Annotated in this window: 16 protein-coding genes and 1 pseudogene; 7 read left to right on the plus strand and 10 right to left on the minus strand. The window is 48.7% G+C overall.

Going from position 1 to position 16187, the window contains the following annotated elements; all coding sequences use genetic code 11:
• The 6 genes and pseudogenes from rpsF to kefG form a co-directional block, all read right to left on the minus strand.
• Positions 1 to 86: pseudogene (rpsF, locus tag ACVA6Q_RS22920) on the minus strand (30S ribosomal protein S6); the annotation flags it as partial.
• Between the two features lie 199 nt (positions 87 to 285).
• Positions 286 to 1227, minus strand: coding sequence for an isoaspartyl peptidase/L-asparaginase family protein (locus ACVA6Q_RS22925; protein ID WP_446649033.1), 942 nt, complete (start codon positions 1225 to 1227; stop codon positions 286 to 288).
• Between the two features lie 86 nt (positions 1228 to 1313).
• Positions 1314 to 1880, minus strand: coding sequence for a peptidylprolyl isomerase (slyD, locus tag ACVA6Q_RS22930; protein ID WP_446649034.1), 567 nt, complete (start codon positions 1878 to 1880; stop codon positions 1314 to 1316).
• Between the two features lie 118 nt (positions 1881 to 1998).
• A complete protein-coding gene (locus ACVA6Q_RS22935; protein WP_338165463.1) occupies positions 1999 to 2202 on the minus strand; it encodes a YheV family putative zinc ribbon protein in 204 nt (67 codons plus the stop codon).
• A gap of 32 nt (positions 2203 to 2234) precedes the next feature.
• Positions 2235 to 4031: a glutathione-regulated potassium-efflux system protein KefB gene (kefB, locus tag ACVA6Q_RS22940; protein ID WP_446649035.1), complete on the minus strand. Its 1797-nt coding sequence runs from the start codon at positions 4029 to 4031 to the stop codon at positions 2235 to 2237.
• On the minus strand, positions 4015 to 4629 hold the full coding sequence (gene kefG / locus ACVA6Q_RS22945) for a glutathione-regulated potassium-efflux system ancillary protein KefG (RefSeq protein ID WP_446649036.1): 615 nt from the start codon (positions 4627 to 4629) through the stop codon (positions 4015 to 4017). The genes kefB and kefG overlap by 17 nt, the downstream gene beginning before the upstream one ends.
• 300 nt (positions 4630 to 4929) lie before the next feature.
• Between kefG and ACVA6Q_RS22950 the strand changes: the two genes are divergently transcribed.
• Positions 4930 to 6852, plus strand: a complete 1923-nt coding sequence (locus ACVA6Q_RS22950; protein ID WP_446649037.1) for an ABC transporter ATP-binding protein — start codon at positions 4930 to 4932, stop codon at positions 6850 to 6852.
• Positions 6849 to 7328 carry a TIGR02444 family protein gene (locus ACVA6Q_RS22955; RefSeq protein ID WP_353497734.1) on the plus strand — a complete coding sequence of 160 codons (480 nt, stop codon included), beginning with the start codon at positions 6849 to 6851 and terminating at the stop codon, positions 7326 to 7328. Before ACVA6Q_RS22950 ends, ACVA6Q_RS22955 begins: the two co-directional genes overlap by 4 nt.
• Here ACVA6Q_RS22955 and ACVA6Q_RS22960 read toward each other — a convergent pair.
• Positions 7318 to 7914: a LysE family translocator gene (locus tag ACVA6Q_RS22960; RefSeq protein ID WP_353497733.1), complete on the minus strand. Its 597-nt coding sequence runs from the start codon at positions 7912 to 7914 to the stop codon at positions 7318 to 7320. The genes ACVA6Q_RS22955 and ACVA6Q_RS22960 overlap by 11 nt on opposite strands.
• A 128-nt stretch (positions 7915 to 8042) precedes the next feature.
• On the opposite strand from ACVA6Q_RS22960, the gene ACVA6Q_RS22965 reads away from it, so the two are divergent.
• The 5 genes from ACVA6Q_RS22965 to crp all read left to right on the plus strand — a co-directional run bounded on the left by ACVA6Q_RS22965 (position 8043) and on the right by crp (position 12564).
• Positions 8043 to 9431 carry an aminotransferase-like domain-containing protein gene (locus tag ACVA6Q_RS22965; protein WP_446649038.1) on the plus strand — a complete coding sequence of 463 codons (1389 nt, stop codon included), beginning with the start codon at positions 8043 to 8045 and terminating at the stop codon, positions 9429 to 9431.
• The gene (locus ACVA6Q_RS22970; protein ID WP_446649039.1) at positions 9428 to 10405 is read left to right on the plus strand and encodes a hydrolase; all 978 of its coding nucleotides are present in this window, start codon (positions 9428 to 9430) and stop codon (positions 10403 to 10405) included. The genes ACVA6Q_RS22965 and ACVA6Q_RS22970 overlap by 4 nt, the downstream gene beginning before the upstream one ends.
• Before the next feature lie 73 nt (positions 10406 to 10478).
• A complete protein-coding gene (locus ACVA6Q_RS22975; RefSeq protein WP_353497730.1) occupies positions 10479 to 10691 on the plus strand; it encodes a YheU family protein in 213 nt (70 codons plus the stop codon).
• A 127-nt stretch (positions 10692 to 10818) separates the two neighbouring features.
• Positions 10819 to 11688: a phosphoribulokinase gene (locus tag ACVA6Q_RS22980; RefSeq protein ID WP_353497729.1), complete on the plus strand. Its 870-nt coding sequence runs from the start codon at positions 10819 to 10821 to the stop codon at positions 11686 to 11688.
• 243 nt (positions 11689 to 11931) lie between these two features.
• Complete coding sequence (crp, locus tag ACVA6Q_RS22985) at positions 11932 to 12564, plus strand: cAMP-activated global transcriptional regulator CRP (RefSeq protein WP_004410522.1); 633 nt, start codon at positions 11932 to 11934, stop codon at positions 12562 to 12564.
• A 211-nt stretch (positions 12565 to 12775) separates the two neighbouring features.
• Here the strand turns inward: crp and ACVA6Q_RS22990 are convergent, their stop codons facing one another.
• From ACVA6Q_RS22990 to astA, 3 genes are all read right to left on the minus strand, one after another.
• The gene (locus ACVA6Q_RS22990; RefSeq protein WP_446649040.1) at positions 12776 to 13567 is read right to left on the minus strand and encodes a 2-oxoadipate dioxygenase/decarboxylase family protein; all 792 of its coding nucleotides are present in this window, start codon (positions 13565 to 13567) and stop codon (positions 12776 to 12778) included.
• Positions 13568 to 13577: 10 nt separating this feature from the next.
• Positions 13578 to 15044 (minus strand): succinylglutamate-semialdehyde dehydrogenase, encoded by a 1467-nt coding sequence (gene astD / locus ACVA6Q_RS22995; protein WP_446649041.1) that lies wholly within the window; start codon positions 15042 to 15044, stop codon positions 13578 to 13580.
• A 77-nt stretch (positions 15045 to 15121) separates the two neighbouring features.
• Positions 15122 to 16141, minus strand: coding sequence for an arginine N-succinyltransferase (gene astA, locus ACVA6Q_RS23000; protein WP_353497726.1), 1020 nt, complete (start codon positions 16139 to 16141; stop codon positions 15122 to 15124).
• Positions 16142 to 16187: the final 46 nt, after the last annotated feature.

Genomic DNA, 16187 nt, shown 5'->3' on the forward strand with positions numbered 1-16187 from the left:
ATTGAACCAGTGTAACGCTCGATCATGCCAGCAACTTGCTCGCTTTGATCAGGGTGCACCATGAATACGATTTCGTAATGACGCATTGGTTGCTCCTTACGGATTATTAGCTTCCACGTTTGGCTCGGTCATCCAGAGGAAGCAAGGAACTAATAAAAAAGACCGAGAATTAAGGACCGCAAATGTTACATAAAGGGCGAATAATAAGCAAGCGATTTTGACGAGCAGGGGGATTGGTTCTTGGCCCTAGATACTAGAACCAAAAACCTAGGAGCTAACAAGCAGTTACTCATCAGCGTATATCTTAACGGTCAGCGCACCTTCCACATCAATCGACGCTCGGTACATCCCAGAACTATTCATTGCAAAATGCATGTCACCGCTTGCGTCGATGGCGATAAGGCCACCCTCTCCACCCATCTGTTTGAGTTCACCCTGTATCACGCTTTCTGAGGCTGTATGTACGTCTTCTTTGAGATAACGCATGCGCGCGGCGACATCACTGGCTACGGTTTTACGGATAAAGTACTCCCCCATGCCCGTAGTCGATACGGCAACGTTGTTGTTCTCAGCGTAAGTGCCCGCGCCTATGATGGCGGTATCGCCGACACGACCATATTTCTTATTGGTCACGCCGCCTGTGCTGGTAGCTGCCGCCAAATTGCCTTGCATGTCCAGCGCCACCGCACCTACCGTGCCGTACTTTTTATCATCAGGATATTTTGATTCCGATAGCGCAAACAGCCCTTTTTCTTTCATAGATTGAAGCTGCTCATAGCGGCGCTCGGTAAAGAAATAGTCTTGTTCTGTGTACTCATGGCCTTGCTCAAAGGCAAATTTTTCGGCGCCTTCGCCAATCAAGAGTACGTGGTCACTGCTGCGCATCACATCGCGAGCAAGTGCAATCGGATTTTTAATATGCCTGACACCAGCCACTGCACCTGCGTCTTGCTGAGTGCCGTGCATCACAGAGGCATCCATCTCGACCATCTCATTGTGAGTCAACACCGAGCCTTTACCAGCGTTGAAGTGCGGCGAATCTTCCATAATTTGCACAGCTGCCACTGCCGCATCGAGGGCATCACCACCCGCTTCCAATACCGCAGCCCCTGCTTTTACTGAGCGGCTTAGCGCATCGAGTATCTGTTGCTTTAACTCATCACTCATCTGCGTTTTAAGGATGGTACCGGCACCACCGTGAATTGCGATAGCAAAAGGCTGAGTCATACATCACTTCCTTATTCTTCGTTATATTTTACGAGTACTATAAACGACAAAGGCCTCCCAATGGGAGGCCTTTGAAAAGCGTGTGATTAGTGAGAACCACAACCGCCACCACCGCAGCAGCCGTCTTCTTTCTTCTCACCGTGGCCTTCACCACCACAACAGCCACCTTCTTCACCGTGACCTTCGCCACCTTGGTGAATGTGACCGTGCTCGATCTCTTCTGCTGTTGCATCGCGAAGTGCTACCACTTCAACGTCAAACGTTAGTGTTTGGCCAGCTAGCATGTGGTTACCATCAACCACAACTTCGTCGCCATCAACTTCTGTTACTTCTACTGGGATTGGCCCCTGGTCAGTATCCGCTAGGAAACGCATACCCACTTCAATTGTGTCAACGCCTTGGAATACGTTCGCTGGTACACGCTGAACTAGCGCGTCATTGTGCTCGCCGTATGCCTCTTCTGGAGATACAGTTGCAGTGAACTTGTCACCCGCTTCTTTGCCTTCAAGTTCCTTTTCTAAGCCAGTGATTAGGTTGTTGTGGCCGTGTAGGTAATCTAGAGGTGCGTCTACAGTTGCTTGGTCAACAACCACACCGTCTTCAGTTTTTACTTGGTACGCTAGGCTTACTACTGCGTTGTTAGCAATTTTCATGGATACTCCAAAGGATTGGCACTAAGACTAAACACTTAACTTCGCCTAGTCTTATCAAAACAATGCCGCCGTTAGGCGGCGTGTGAGCATATTATGGGGATAGAAAATAGAAACTCAATCATTCCGGCTTAAAAATACCGATTAATTCTTCATCACTTCGTTCAGATTTTTCTACAGCTTTAGGGGTTCTCTGCTCGGTGAACTCACAATCCACACACTCTACCCACTCAACATTATTCTCTATCCACCAGCGCAAACTGTCTTGAGTGGAGCATTTCGGGCAGCTTGCCCCGGCGATAAAACGTTTCTTGGTACTGCTCATGTTACTTCCTACTATCCAGACGACCTGACTTCCTAATCCCAAAAATTGCGAGACTGACGGTCTTTTTCCATTTCACGGCCAAAGATCTCTTCAAGCTCTTTACGAGCTTCTTTTGAACGTTGCGCCAGTTGTTTATCTTCACTGTGCTGCGGCAGCAGCTCCTTGAGCATGGAATTATCCAACTTTTTAAAATGCGCTTCTGCGCGTTTGGCCTCATAAGGGTGAAAACCCAGTTCAATAAGGGCTTGGCGACCTAAGTCAAGCGCCCCCAAGAAAGTCTCTCGAGAATAACGATCCACACCATGGTTCATTAATTGATAGGCTTCCACACGACTTCGAGCACGCGCTAGAACCTTGAGTGACGGGAAGTGCTTATGGCACATATCCACCACTTCCATGATCTCTTCCGGCGAGTCGGTACAGACAATAATGGCTTCGGCTTTGTCTGCGCCAGCAGCGCGCAACAGGTCTAGTTGAGTGGCATCCCCATAAAATACTTTGTAGCCATACTTCCTTAACAGATGAATTTGGCTCGCATCACTCTCTAATACGGTAATTTTGACCTTGTTGGCGTACATCAAACGACCAACGATTTGTCCGAAACGACCAAAACCAGCAATGATGACTCGTGGCTGCCTGTCTTCGACATCGGTTTTAATTGTGGTTTCCTGCTCTTGGTTCAGAGATTTTTCAAACCACTTTTTCTGTGCCATCAATAGCAGTGGCGTGGTCACCATGGACAAGCTCACCACCACCAATAGAAAAGCGGACTCTTCAGCAGGTAACAAACCTTGCGCGCTCGCGGCGGTAAAAATAACAAAAGCAAACTCACCACCTTGGCTCAATATCGCCGCCATCTTACTGCGCGCTTTAGGGCGAATACCAAACAACCTTGCTAACACGTAAAGTATTAGGCCTTTTATAACCACCAGTGACACAACAGCCAACAGCACCTTGAGTGGCTCGGAGACCAAAAGTCCTAAATTGACCGCCATCCCCACCGCAATAAAGAACAGACCAAGCAATAGACCTTTAAACGGTTCAATGGCTATCTCAAGCTCATGACGATATTCACTTTCAGCCAATAGCACCCCTGCCAAAAAGGTGCCAAGTGCCATCGATAGACCCAGCTTTTGCATAAAGGCTGCAATACCGATCACCAGTAGTAGCGCCGCCACCGTAAACAGTTCTCGCACTCCGCTCATCACGACATAGCGAAATAGAGGTCGAATTAAGTAATGACCACCGATTAGCAGCCCAAGCACACCTGCGAGCATCCACAAGATGTCCCCCCAGTTGCCCGCTGTGTTGCCAGCCAATACAGGAAGCAGCGCCAGCATAGGGATCACGGCGATATCTTGAAACAGCAACACTGCAAAACCTGATTGCCCTGTTTCTCCGCCCGCTAATCCTTGCTCTTCTATCACTCGCAATGCAATCGCGGTAGAGGAGAGTGCTAAAGCCATCCCTATCGCCAAGCTGGTCTGCCAAGTCAGACCAAACAGTGAGGCGATGGCCGATAACACCAAAGTCGTTACTAATACCTGTGCCCCACCGAGACCAAGTATTGGTACCCGCATTTGCCAAAGCTTCTTGGGGTTTAGCTCAAGGCCTATTAAAAACAGTAGCAGCACCACGCCAAACTCGGAGAAATGAAGGATCTCGTCGACATCACTAATAAGACCCAGTCCCCAAGGGCCAATCGCTACGCCCGCCAACAAATAGCCAAGCACACTTCCTAGGCCCAAGCGCTGAGCAATCGGCACAGCCACCACTGCCGCAGAGAGAAATATCACACCACTCTGTAAGAAATCATTTTCCATTGCCATCAGCTGCCCCCTTTGCCGTAAACGACGACATCATCAATGACTCGTCAAAGGGATGCATCAGCCACTGCCTGTAGAGCTCGGCATGCTGATAGCGATCCATATCATCCACACGGCGTGACCAGTAGAGAACCAAAGGCTCCATCCAGTGCATTTTGCACAAGGCTGCGCTGAGCTCAAACGGCTGCAATATCTGCTCAAGTGGGTACTTGTTATAGCCAGACTGGCTAAAGGCCGATTCTTTACCACCTGTGGTAATCACGCTGCGCCAATATTTGCCTTCCAAGGCACAATCATCACCAAACGCAAAGCCTTTGCCCAGCACTCGGTCAATCCACTCTTTGAGCAGCGATGGGCAGGAATACATATAAAGTGGGTGCTGAAACACAATCACATCGTGTTCGAGTAGCATCTGATGCTCAGCATTGACGTCAATAAAGAAATCAGGATACAGGGCATACAAATCACGCAAGGTGACGTTATCCAATGATTGGATTTTCTTGAGCATCACCTGATTGGCGATAGAGTTTTGCGGCTCTGGGTGCGCATAGATCACCAGAACTTTTGGGGATTGGTTTAAGTGTTGTAATTCTGACGTCATTCCTTGAAAACCATCTCCATACTTACGACTTCGTAAACTGCTCTCTAACAACAGCGAGAGTCAGTCACTCTTCTTTACCCTAATCTTTAAGGGTAGACAGTGATGATTGTTATTGAAATCATTCTGTTTTTGTTATCAGTTTGTTCCATCATATACCAAACTTCATCGTTCGTGCAGGTTAGTTTGCCCCTGATTGCCTTGCTATTTATGCCTTCTCCCAAGGGATAATGATCGACATTTCGCTGCTTTCCTCATAGTATTCGTGGGTCGAAATTTCAATCACTAGCTAGTTGTTTCCTTATGATCACCTTCTCTGATATTCAATTGCTTCGCGGCGGTAAACCACTGCTCGACCAAGCCTCTGCCACCATTCACCCTGGTGACAAAGTGGGTCTAGTCGGCAAAAACGGTTGTGGTAAATCCACCCTGTTTGCGCTGCTCAAAGACGAACTCTCCATTGATGCAGGCTCATTTAGTCAGCCATCCCATTGGGAACTCGCTTGGGTCGCACAGGAAACCCCAGCATTAGAGCGCACCGCTATTGAATACGTGATTGATGGCGATCGTGAGTATCGTGCACTGGAACAAAAGCTGGTAGACGCAGAGCAGCAAGACAACGGCACTCTGGTTGCTGAGCTGCATGGCAAAATCGAAGTCATTGGCGGCTACAGCATCCGTGCTCGGGCAGCAGAGCTTTTAGATGGTCTTGGTTTTAGCCAAGAGCAGATGACTTGGAATCTGACCCAGTTCTCGGGTGGTTGGCGTATGCGCCTTAACCTAGCACAGGCGCTATTGTGCCGCTCAGATTTGCTACTGCTCGACGAACCGACCAACCACTTGGATTTGGATGCTGTCATGTGGCTTGAGCGCTGGCTACAAAGCTATCCTGGTACACTTGTCTTGATCTCGCACGACCGCGATTTCCTTGACCCTATCGTCGGCCGTATTATCCATATCGAGAATCAACTGCTAAACGAGTACACGGGTAACTACTCCTCGTTTGAAGAACAGCGCGCGCAAAAACTCATCTTGCAACAAGCTCAATACCAGAAGCAGCAAAAGCAGATGTCGCATATGCAGAAGTACATTGACCGCTTCCGCTATAAAGCATCAAAAGCACGCCAAGCGCAAAGCCGTATCAAAGCGCTGGAACGTATGGAAAAAGTGCTGCCAGCTCAATTTGATAATCCATTTAGCTTCGAATTCAGAGAGCCTGCGGCACTGCCAAATCCAATCATCATGATGGATGAGGTTTCGGCGGGTTACGATGACAACATCATTCTTGAAAAGATCCGTCTAAACCTGGTTCCAGGTAGCCGAATTGGTCTTTTAGGTCGTAATGGCGCAGGTAAATCCACGCTGATCAAACTGCTGTCAGGCGAGCTTGGCGCTAAAGAGGGCGATCTTAATTACTCTCAAGGCGTTAAAATTGGTTACTTTGCTCAGCACCAACTGGAAACCCTGCACCCAGAAGAGACGCCGCTGCAACATATGATGCAGATCGCGCCGCAGCACACCGAGCAGCAGCTTCGTGATTACTTGGGAAGCTTTGGTTTCCAAGGTGACAAAGCGCTTGAAAAAGTCGCGCCGTTCTCCGGTGGTGAAAAAGCCAGACTGGTACTAGCGCTTGTTGTATGGGAAAAACCAAACCTATTGCTACTCGATGAACCGACCAACCACCTTGATCTGGATATGCGCCAAGCACTAACACTGGCTCTGCAAACCTTTGAAGGTGCCATGGTCATCGTCAGCCACGATCGCTACTTACTGCGCGCGACCACCGATGACCTATACCTAGTCCACGATCGTCAGGTAGCGCCATTTAATGGCGACCTCGTTGACTACTATAAGTGGCTGACAGAGCAGCAAAAAATTGAGCGTAAAGAGGCTCAAGCCAATGAGCCAGATAAAGCCTCAAATAACAGTGCAGCCGCTAAGAAAGAGCAAAAACGCAAAGATGCCGAGTTTCGTAAGCAAACCGCGCCAATTCGCAAAACACTGACAAAGCTTGAGGAAAAAATGGATAAGTTATCCGCCCTCATCGCTGAGGCAGAGGAGCAATTGTCTGATACTTCTCTGTATGATGCGGAAAATAAAGCTAAACTTAATGAAGTACTTGCCAAACAAGCCTCCAGCAAATCCGAACTTGAAGAAGTCGAAATGGACTGGATGGCGCAGCAAGAAGTTCTTGAGCAGATGGAACAGGAATTCAATCAATCATGACCCGCGAGCACGCATCTTCAAATCTCACTCTAGAGCACCTATGGCAGTTCAGCCTGCAGTACTACGGGGTGCGAGAGGTAAAAGAGGCGTGCTTAAATCTGCAAAATCACTACCACGGCAACGTCAATTTGCTGTTGCTACTGAAGTGCCTAGACGAACAGGCACTTCGCTTCAACGCCGAGGATTGGCATCACGTCCAATCCTGCCTCGGTCGCACTGAAAAACTGCTACATCAATTTCGCGATATTCGCCGTCAGCTCAAGCACAGTGTGGTTGATAGTTTATATCGTGAAGCGCTTGAGTTTGAACTCAGCCTTGAGAAGCAACAGCAATCCGACCTTGTTGATTGCATTAATGCGTTAACGCTCAGCCCCAAACAGGATGAGGCACTCGTACTCGGCTACTGTCGCCAACTTGGCGCTGAGCACCTCGGGCTTATTTTCTCCAAGCCAGTCAGCGAACTCGCTACCAAATAAACACCACACATGATGCAGTAAGCAGCGCCATACTGGAGTTAAAGCGGCGCCATGCCGTAGGTGTTGCCAGCCAGCGGCGGATAAAGGTGCCAAACCCCACCCATACCGACGACGTTTGTATCTGAACAAGCAAAAAGATCACCGAGATCCCCACCAGCGACCACCAATAGTAGTCACCGCTCAATGCAAATGAACTCACGGCGGTTACCGACATCACCCAAGCTTTTGGATTCAAATATTGAAATGTCATGGCTTCAAAGCAGGTCATAGGTTTGGCTTTACTATCAGACTCTCCCTTATTGATCCCTGCGGTCAGAATTCGCCAAGCCAAATACAGCAAATAGGCGCTGCCCAGCCATTTAAGAACTTCCTGAACCATCGGGTAAGTCTGGAAGATCACGCCGAGACCTGCGCCATTCAATAAGATCAAGCTGATCAGACCGAGACCAATCCCAACAAAGTGCGGGATCGATCTAACATAGCCAAAGTTAGCACCCGAGGCCGTTAACATGACATTGTTAGGACCCGGTGTCCCCGTCATGACCACGGCAAACAATGCCACTGATAGCAAAAATGACCAATCCATCCCTTTTCTCCCTCTACGATAAAAATTGTATCGATACAATTTCCATAAATACGTTGATTTATTGTTAATTCGAGCACAAAATAACCCTAACAAAGCCATACACCAGACGCAAAGGGTTTATTGTCACCATGACAATCGAGACGATTACAGTATTCAAGCAAGATCCAGCGCCGATCTACAAACAGATCGCTGATCAGATCGCCACAATGATCGAAGATGGCGCTCTCAAAGCAAACAGTAAACTGCCCACTCACCGCTGGCTTGCAGATAAGCTCGGTGTCACGGTAGGAACGATTACCCGAGCCTATGCGGAAGTAGAACGAAGGGGCTTGGTGGAAGCAAAAGTCGGTGCTGGCACCTATGTCTCTGATACCAATAAACCCAGCTGGGTATTCGAGCAAAGCACGGTGGCGCAAGGTGAAATGAACTTTGGTTATAATATTCCGCCTCTGCTCGACAGAAGCGATATGCTAAAACAAGCTATGCAGCGCATCTCAAGTTCGAACTCGCACCTCAACCAATTGATGCTCTATCAACCACCCGCCGGACTGGATGCTCACCGAACCATAGTCGCCAATTGGCTCAATAATAAAGGCATCAAACTTCCCGCACATAGGATGCTATTTAGTTCAGGCGCGCAGCATGCGATTCAGATGGTGCTCGACACCTTCACTCGTGCGGGCGATACGGTCTTGGTCGAAAAGTACACCTACCCGGGTGTGATTAGTTTGGCGCGTCAGAATCAATTGACGCTCAAGGGCGTGGACATGGATGAATTTGGCATAACGCCAGAATCGTTGGAGGTATGCTGCCAGCGCTACTCGCCGCGATTTATCTACTTAACGCCAACGCTGCAAAACCCTACCACTGCCATTATGTCTGAAGAGCGCCGCCGCGATATCTTGCGCATCTGTGAGTCTTATGATGTCTACGTGATTGAAGATGAGATCAACGGCCTGCTGATAGAAAAAGCCCCGGCTCCCATGGTTAACTTCGCGCCTGAGCGCGTTATCCATATTGGTGCTTTCTCGAAATGTCTCGCACCGGGTCTGCGGGTGGGCTATATGAGCGCCCCGGAAAAGCTTCATCAACATCTGGTGATGACACTGCAAAACCACAGCTGGATGATAAGCCCGCTACTCACTGCCCTAACCTGTGAAATGTTGCTCTCTGGTGATGCAGAGCGAAACCTCACTATCATCCACAGCGAAATGAAAAAGCGTATTGCCATCGCGGTAGACACGCTAGGCGAGTTTGACCTTCGTTATCAACAAGGCGGCTTTCACGTTTGGCTAACCCTACCTGAGCACTGGCGGCTGAGTGAGTTTGTTAGTAGAGCCGCAGAGCAAGGGGTTGTCGTCAAATCGGGCGAGCTGTTTGCACCTCCTGGTGGCTCGGTAGCGCCTGCCGTGCGTCTATCACTGAGCTCGCCACAAACGATCGAGCAGCTACAATTAGGCGTAGATATTCTAAAAGCACTATTGCAATCCAATCCCGTAAGTGAATTTACGTTATGAGCAGCAAATACTTTATCGCCGCCAAAGGGCTAGCCAATCCACACATCCAGACGCTGATCCCACGCTTTGTACGACGCAAAGCGTTATTTGAGCCAATATGGGAAACCCTGGATACCCCAGATGGCGACTTTGTCGAGCTCGCGTGGAGTGAAGATCCCCATAGACAAAGTGCCCAAAACAAACCTGTGTTTATTCTATTTCATGGCTTAGAAGGCTGCTTTCACAGTCCTTATGCCAACGGACTAATGCACGCATTTGCTAAGCAGGGCTGGCTGTCGGTCATGATGCACTTTCGCGGCTGTGGGCCAAACCCGAACCGACTTGCCAGAGCTTATCATTCCGGTGAGATTGGTGATGCGAGACAGTTCATTGAGCTTTTGGATCATCGTTACCCAAATAGTAGAAAGGTTGCCGTAGGCATTTCCCTTGGCGGCAATATGCTCACCAACTATCTCGCTCACTACGGCGATGATACTAAGCTCGATGGCGCAACCGTCATCTCTGCTCCACTCGACTTGGCAGCGTGTGCTAGACGTATTGAACAAGGCTTCTCTAAGGTCTATCGCTCTTACCTGCTCAGTTCGATGAAAAAGAATGCGCTCAACAAACTTCATCTGTTAAGCGAAGTCCTCGGACTGACCGAAGAGCGCATTAAGAACATGAAAAAGCTTTACGAGTTCGATGATTTGATCACTGCTCCGCTGCATGGATTTAAAAATGCCGACGACTACTATCAGCGCTGCTCTGGGCTACCTCGCCTAAGAGAAATCACCGTACCGACTCGGTTTATTCATGCCAAGGATGACCCCTTTATGACACACGAGGTCATTCCAACTTTTAGTCTTCCAAGCCATATCAATTACCAACTGCTTGACCGAGGTGGTCATGTCGGCTTTATGACGGGCAGTTTGCGACGCCCGCGCTTTTGGTTAGAAGAGAGCTTACCAAGCTACTACCGACACTTTATTGACTAGCCAAAAACAGCGATAGATCCCTTTGTGAATCAGCAGTGCTATAATCCTGCAGTCATAGAATTGAGAGGTATTTATGATCATCCCATGGCAACAGATTGACGCAGACACGCTAGATAACCTTATTAAAGAGTTCGTGCTGCGCGAAGGCACCGACTATGGTGAGTCGGAAATATCGCTAGATGATAAAGTTCGCCATGTTCGTAGCCAGCTCGAAAGCGGTGAGGCCGTCATCGTTTTCTCTGAACTGCACGAAACCGTCGACATTAAATCGCGTCGCTCGCTGTAATTTTTCGGTAGCTGCGCAAGTAGCTGCTATATTGAAAGGCTATTGAACTGAAATTGGCCTACAAGGTCTAACTCCTTATGTGAGTTAGCAAATTTATAACGACAATTACAAATACACAGGAAGTGTCATGTCAGCAAAACACCCGATCATTGCTGTAACGGGCTCCTCTGGAGCTGGAACCACCACAACGTCAGAAGCATTTCGCAAGATGTTCAACATGATGAGCGTCAAGCCTGCATTTATTGAAGGTGATAGCTTTCACCGTTTTACTCGTCCAGAGATGGACATCGAGATCCGCAAAGCCAAAGATCAAGGTAAACACATCAGCTACTTTGGCCCCCAAGCGAACGACTTCCCTGCGCTTGAAGAGTTTTTTCGCAACTATGGGCAAAATGGTACTGGCCAGTTCCGCCGCTACCTACACACCTTCGATGAGGCCGTGCCTTATAATCAAATGCCAGGCACCTTCACTCCATGGCAAGACCTACCTGAGAATAGCGATGTGCTGTTTTATGAAGGCCTACACGGCGGCGTTGTAGATGGCGATGTCAATGCTGCGCAGCACGTTGACCTGCTTATCGGCATGGTGCCTATCGTTAACCTCGAGTGGATCCAAAAATTCGTACGAGACACCCGCGATCGTGGTCACTCTCGAGAAGCGGTCACTGACTCAATTGTTCGCTCGATGGACGACTACTTAAGCTACATTACACCGCAATTTTCACGCACACACATTAACTTCCAGCGCGTCCCAACCGTGGACACTTCAAACCCGCTCAATGCGAAAGGCATTCCGAGTTTGGATGAGAGTTTTGTGGTGATTCGCTTGCGTGGTATCAAGAATGTCGACTTCCCGTACTTACTAGCGATGATTGATGGTTCGTTCATGTCACGTCACAACACCATCGTAGTGCCGGGCGGTAAGATGAGTTTTGCGATGGAGCTAATCGTCAGACCAATACTTCAGCAACTTATAGAAACGGGAAAAATAGGTTAGGAAATGTGAGCCAAATCAGCCTGTTTTTTTGTATCGTGATCATGTGCACAGTTTTGTATAGATAAATACGCTTTTGACACGATTAAAATCAAGAAAAGCGGCGCAAAAAAGGATACTATTTCTAGGAAATAGAAGATCGCTTGCGCCATCTTCAAAGTGCTTTTATGCTAGTAGGTCTTAACCAACGGGCTTGCTAACAAATATGGAAAGCAGCAAGCATACCCTGCAGAGGAAGTAAGATATATGGTTCTAGGTAAACCTCAAACCGACCCAACGTTAGAGTGGTTCCTTTCACACTGCCACATTCACAAGTACCCATCAAAGAGCACGCTTATTCATGCGGGCGAGAAAGCAGAAACGCTTTACTACATCGTCAAAGGCTCTGTAGCGGTACTGATTAAAGATGAAGAAGGCAAAGAGATGATCTTGTCTTACCTAAACCAAGGTGACTTCATCGGTGAACTTGGCTTGTTCGAAGAGGACCAAGAACGTACGGCATGGGTACGAGCAAAATCACCTTGTGAAGTTGCGGAAATCTCATTCAAGAAGTTCCGTCAGCTTATCCAAGTTAACCCAGACATTCTAATGCGCTTATCTGCTCAGATGGCAAGTCGTCTACAAGTGACTAGCCAAAAAGTAGGTGACCTAGCATTCCTAGACGTAACGGGTCGTATTGCACAGACGCTACTTAACCTAGCGAAACAACCTGATGCAATGACTCACCCAGACGGCATGCAAATCAAGATCACTCGTCAAGAGATTGGCCAAATCGTTGGTTGTTCTCGCGAGACAGTAGGTCGTATTCTTAAGATGCTAGAAGAGCAGAACCTAATTTCTGCCCACGGTAAGACAATCGTGGTTTACGGTACTCGCTAAGAGCACGTAACAAGATTTAAAAAGCCACCCTCGGGTGGCTTTTTTGTTTCAAATTTATCGTCACCCCTGCGCAGGAATGACGGGCCTTGAGATATCACCCTAACCCCGAATAGTCGTCACCCCTGCGCAGGCAGGGGTCTTCTTTAAGCGCGCACCAAGCCTCTAGTAGATTCCTGCCTGCGCAGGAATGACGGCGCTGTAGGGTTTATCGTTACTGATGCGTACTTTCAAAGATTTTATCTGCCGATGCAGCAACAAAACCTTGGTAAAAACTGCCATCGGCTAGCTGGTAACGTTTAGCAAACTCATAGAAGCCACCTGGAATCAACTGATCACCATCAGTAAATGCCACGGACACTTTGTCTGCCATGGTCGAGGATTGCTCTAGCAGCACCTCTGGTGAGCCTTTCACTTCCCCGCCCGATTCATTAATCGCAAACCCAGCATCACGAAGGTGCTGATTGACCTCAACTACTTCGGCAAAGCAGTCAAGCTGATTCACGCTCACCGTGAAGTGATTGGCGCCATAACCGTGAGCAGCAAGCCATGAGGCATACTCACTTTCTTGTGCCAACATTTGGAAGTCTTGATAGCTTAAGTCCCACAAACGGCCACCATATAAGAACTCAGCAGAGGAAAGCTTAGGGCTGTCCACCTGTGCCACTAACTTAGCCACGATATCTTGAAGCGATTGAGAGCACTCTTCTACTCGCAACTCGCTGATAAACACCTTAGGAAGCAAAGCATCGCTATGTTCTAGGTGTATCGCAGTCAGCTTTTTGGCTTCAAAGTCGTAATGGCCACTGACCTCGTAACCAAGATCTAGAAACGGCTTAGCTAGTGTGTCGATACCCAGTGGCGCGACATTAAAGGTTCGCAGCGCAATATGGTCATTGATAAGCGACTCATCTTCTCTAAGCAAGTCGTGCACCTTATGTGCCGATGGGCACAAGCGAGTGATATAGTCTTGCCACAAGTGGCCAAATAACGCGTCAACAGTCATAGCACGCTCCTTATAGTTCGATGCCAGGGCTTAAAGTCGCAGGAAGAACGGTGTTATCGCCCTCCATTGATGCCATAGGGTAAGCGCAGTAATCTGCTGCATAAAACGCACTTGGACGAAGGTTGCCAGACGCGCCCGGACCGCCAAACGGCGCATCACCACTGGCTCCTGTAAGCTGACGGTTGCGGTTTACAATGCCTGCTCGGATGTGGTCTGTGAAATATTGCCACTCCTCATCACGCTCTGAGATAAGCCCTGCCGACAAACCAAATCGGGTATCGTTGGCCAGCTCTACCGCTTGTTCAAGAGTTTCGTAGCGCACCAGTTGTAGCAGCGGCCCAAAGTACTCTTCATCAGGAAGCTCATCGATATCAGTGGCATCTAACAGTGCTGGCGTCACGAAGGCGGCTTTCAAGCGTTTTGCTTCTACTAGGCTCTTACCGCCTAGCTTCACCAACTCAGCTTGCGCTGCAATAATATGGTCAGCGGCCTGCTCTGAGATCTGCGGGCCCATAAATGGCGCAGGCTGTGCAAACGGCTCATCGATACGGATCTTATTAATAGCAGACACTAGGCTTTCTACTAGTTGATCACCTTTTTCACCAAATGGCACATAAAGGCGTCGTGCGCAGGTACAACGCTGTCCAGCACTGATGTAGGCCGATTGCAAAATGGTGTACACCGCCGCATCAACATCACCAAACGCTTCACTGACGACAAGCGGATTGTTACCGCCCATCTCGAGCGCCAGCATCTTGCCAGGCTGACCAGCAAATTGACGATGCAGGATATGCCCTGTGTTGGCGCTACCAGTAAACAGCACGCCATCAATGCCTTTCGAATCAGCAAGAGCGATACCCGTCTCTTTACCACCTTGAACAAGGTTAATAACACCGGCAGGCAGTCCCACTTCCTCCCAGATTTTCATTGCAAGTTCGCCGACTAGTGGAGTTTGCTCTGAGGGTTTAAAGACCACTGTGTTCCCTGCCAACAGCGCTGGCACGATATGGCCATTTGGCAAGTGTCCCGGAAAGTTATAAGGACCAAACACTGCCATAACACCAAGTGGCCTGTGACGGAGGACGATTTGGTTTCCAGCTGCTTTGCGTTGGTTCTCACCAGTGCGTTGATGGTAAGCACGTATCGAAATGGCAATTTTACCGGCCATCGCGCCGGCTTCAGTGCGGGTTTCCCATAACGGCTTGCCCGTTTCTTTGGCAATCGCAATAGCAATCTCTTCACTACGTTCTTTAACCTTGTCGGCAAACGCCAGCACAATAGCCTCACGTTCCGCAAACGGTCTTTTTTTCCACTCAACAAACGCCTTGCGAGCGGAAGATACTGCCTGATCTACTTGCTCTGGCGTCGCGGATTGACCTTCCCAGATAATATTATTGTCGTATGGTGACAGTGACTGAAACGCGTCACCGAGACCCGCTACCCAGTTGCCCGAGATCCATTGAGTTTGTTGAGACATAGTGAAGTTCCTTTGGTCTTTTAAATGTGGCCGCTGTGAGCGGCCATCTTATTGCTTGTGGAGGCGAGTAACGTCGCTTATTGAGCCAGCATACGAACCATGTCGCCATCAGCAACATTCAGTGCATCCGCCGCCTCAGGAGACAACAATACGGTGCCAGACTCGGCGTCAAACGCCGCTTTAGCCGCCGTCGCACGGAAGTGCTCAAAAGAAGTATTAGCAATCAGGTAGTCCTGTGAACTGGTGTGCTCAGAGACCGACACCTTAGCGCGAAATGAATCTCGTACCGCTTGGATATTACGAAGATCGCATTCAACCGTTGGACCTGCATCGAAGATGTCGACATAGTTTCGACAAGTAAAACCTTCTTTCTCAAGTAGTTTTAATGCAGGACGCGTATTTTCATGCACTTGACCGATAACCGCTTGCGCTTCTTTACTCAGCAGATTGATGTAAATAGGTAGCTTTGGCATTAGGTCGGCAATAAAGCCTTTTTTTCCGATACCGGTTAGATAATCTGCCATCGTGAAATCGATCGAGAAGAAGTGCTCTTGTAACCACTGCCAAAACGGTGAGTTACCTTCTGCATCCGACACGCCGCGCATTTCTGCAAAGATGGTTTTAGAAAAGCGCTCTGGGTGCTCTGCCATCATCAAGAAGCGACACTTCGACATTAGGCGTCCATTCAGACCACCTCGAAACTCCGGACGCAAGAACAAGGTACAGATTTCACTACAGCCAGTGTAATTGTTGCCAAAGGTCAAAAGCTTCACCACGTTGTTGACGTTCAGCTTTGGCGATGAGTGCACCACGGTACTTATGTGATAAGAGTAGAAAGGAACATCCCAACCAATCGCACCTTCAATACCCGTTGTCCCTGCGACTTCGCCGGTTTCGGTGTCAAAGCCAACCATCAAATAACCTTCGTCGGTAGGCGCTGTGACATCATGCTTAGCAAAGCTGTATTCAGAGTGGGTAATTCGGTTTGTCAGAAGCTCTTCATTAACGGGAAGAGAAGTAAAACCGTGGCCTGATTCTACCGCGCAAGTATGTAGCGCATCGTAGTCAGACATAGTGATAGGACGAACAACAAGCATCAATAATCCCTCCTGACGCGAACTCTCTCGGAACATCCAAATCCGA

The sequence above is a fragment of the Vibrio sp. DNB22_10_4 genome, assembly GCF_052879755.1.

What these genes read in the sequence shown, in the direction of transcription:
- ACVA6Q_RS22970 (WP_446649039.1), top strand. Translation starts at nt 9,428, where the DNA reads ATGAGCAGCAAATACTTTATCGCCGCCAAAGGGCTAGCCAATCCACAC.
- kefB (WP_446649035.1), bottom strand. Translation starts at nt 4,031, where the DNA reads ATGGCAATGGAAAATGATTTCTTACAGAGTGGTGTGATATTTCTCTCT.
- ACVA6Q_RS22960 (WP_353497733.1), bottom strand. Translation starts at nt 7,914, where the DNA reads ATGGATTGGTCATTTTTGCTATCAGTGGCATTGTTTGCCGTGGTCATG.
- ACVA6Q_RS22975 (WP_353497730.1), top strand. Translation starts at nt 10,479, where the DNA reads ATGATCATCCCATGGCAACAGATTGACGCAGACACGCTAGATAACCTT.
- ACVA6Q_RS22955 (WP_353497734.1), top strand. Translation starts at nt 6,849, where the DNA reads ATGACCCGCGAGCACGCATCTTCAAATCTCACTCTAGAGCACCTATGG.
- kefG (WP_446649036.1), bottom strand. Translation starts at nt 4,629, where the DNA reads ATGACGTCAGAATTACAACACTTAAACCAATCCCCAAAAGTTCTGGTG.
- ACVA6Q_RS22950 (WP_446649037.1), top strand. Translation starts at nt 4,930, where the DNA reads ATGATCACCTTCTCTGATATTCAATTGCTTCGCGGCGGTAAACCACTG.
- ACVA6Q_RS22965 (WP_446649038.1), top strand. Translation starts at nt 8,043, where the DNA reads ATGACAATCGAGACGATTACAGTATTCAAGCAAGATCCAGCGCCGATC.
- astA (WP_353497726.1), bottom strand. Translation starts at nt 16,141, where the DNA reads ATGCTTGTTGTTCGTCCTATCACTATGTCTGACTACGATGCGCTACAT.
- ACVA6Q_RS22925 (WP_446649033.1), bottom strand. Translation starts at nt 1,227, where the DNA reads ATGACTCAGCCTTTTGCTATCGCAATTCACGGTGGTGCCGGTACCATC.
- ACVA6Q_RS22935 (WP_338165463.1), bottom strand. Translation starts at nt 2,202, where the DNA reads ATGAGCAGTACCAAGAAACGTTTTATCGCCGGGGCAAGCTGCCCGAAA.
- astD (WP_446649041.1), bottom strand. Translation starts at nt 15,044, where the DNA reads ATGTCTCAACAAACTCAATGGATCTCGGGCAACTGGGTAGCGGGTCTC.
- slyD (WP_446649034.1), bottom strand. Translation starts at nt 1,880, where the DNA reads ATGAAAATTGCTAACAACGCAGTAGTAAGCCTAGCGTACCAAGTAAAA.
- ACVA6Q_RS22990 (WP_446649040.1), bottom strand. Translation starts at nt 13,567, where the DNA reads ATGACTGTTGACGCGTTATTTGGCCACTTGTGGCAAGACTATATCACT.
- ACVA6Q_RS22980 (WP_353497729.1), top strand. Translation starts at nt 10,819, where the DNA reads ATGTCAGCAAAACACCCGATCATTGCTGTAACGGGCTCCTCTGGAGCT.
- crp (WP_004410522.1), top strand. Translation starts at nt 11,932, where the DNA reads ATGGTTCTAGGTAAACCTCAAACCGACCCAACGTTAGAGTGGTTCCTT.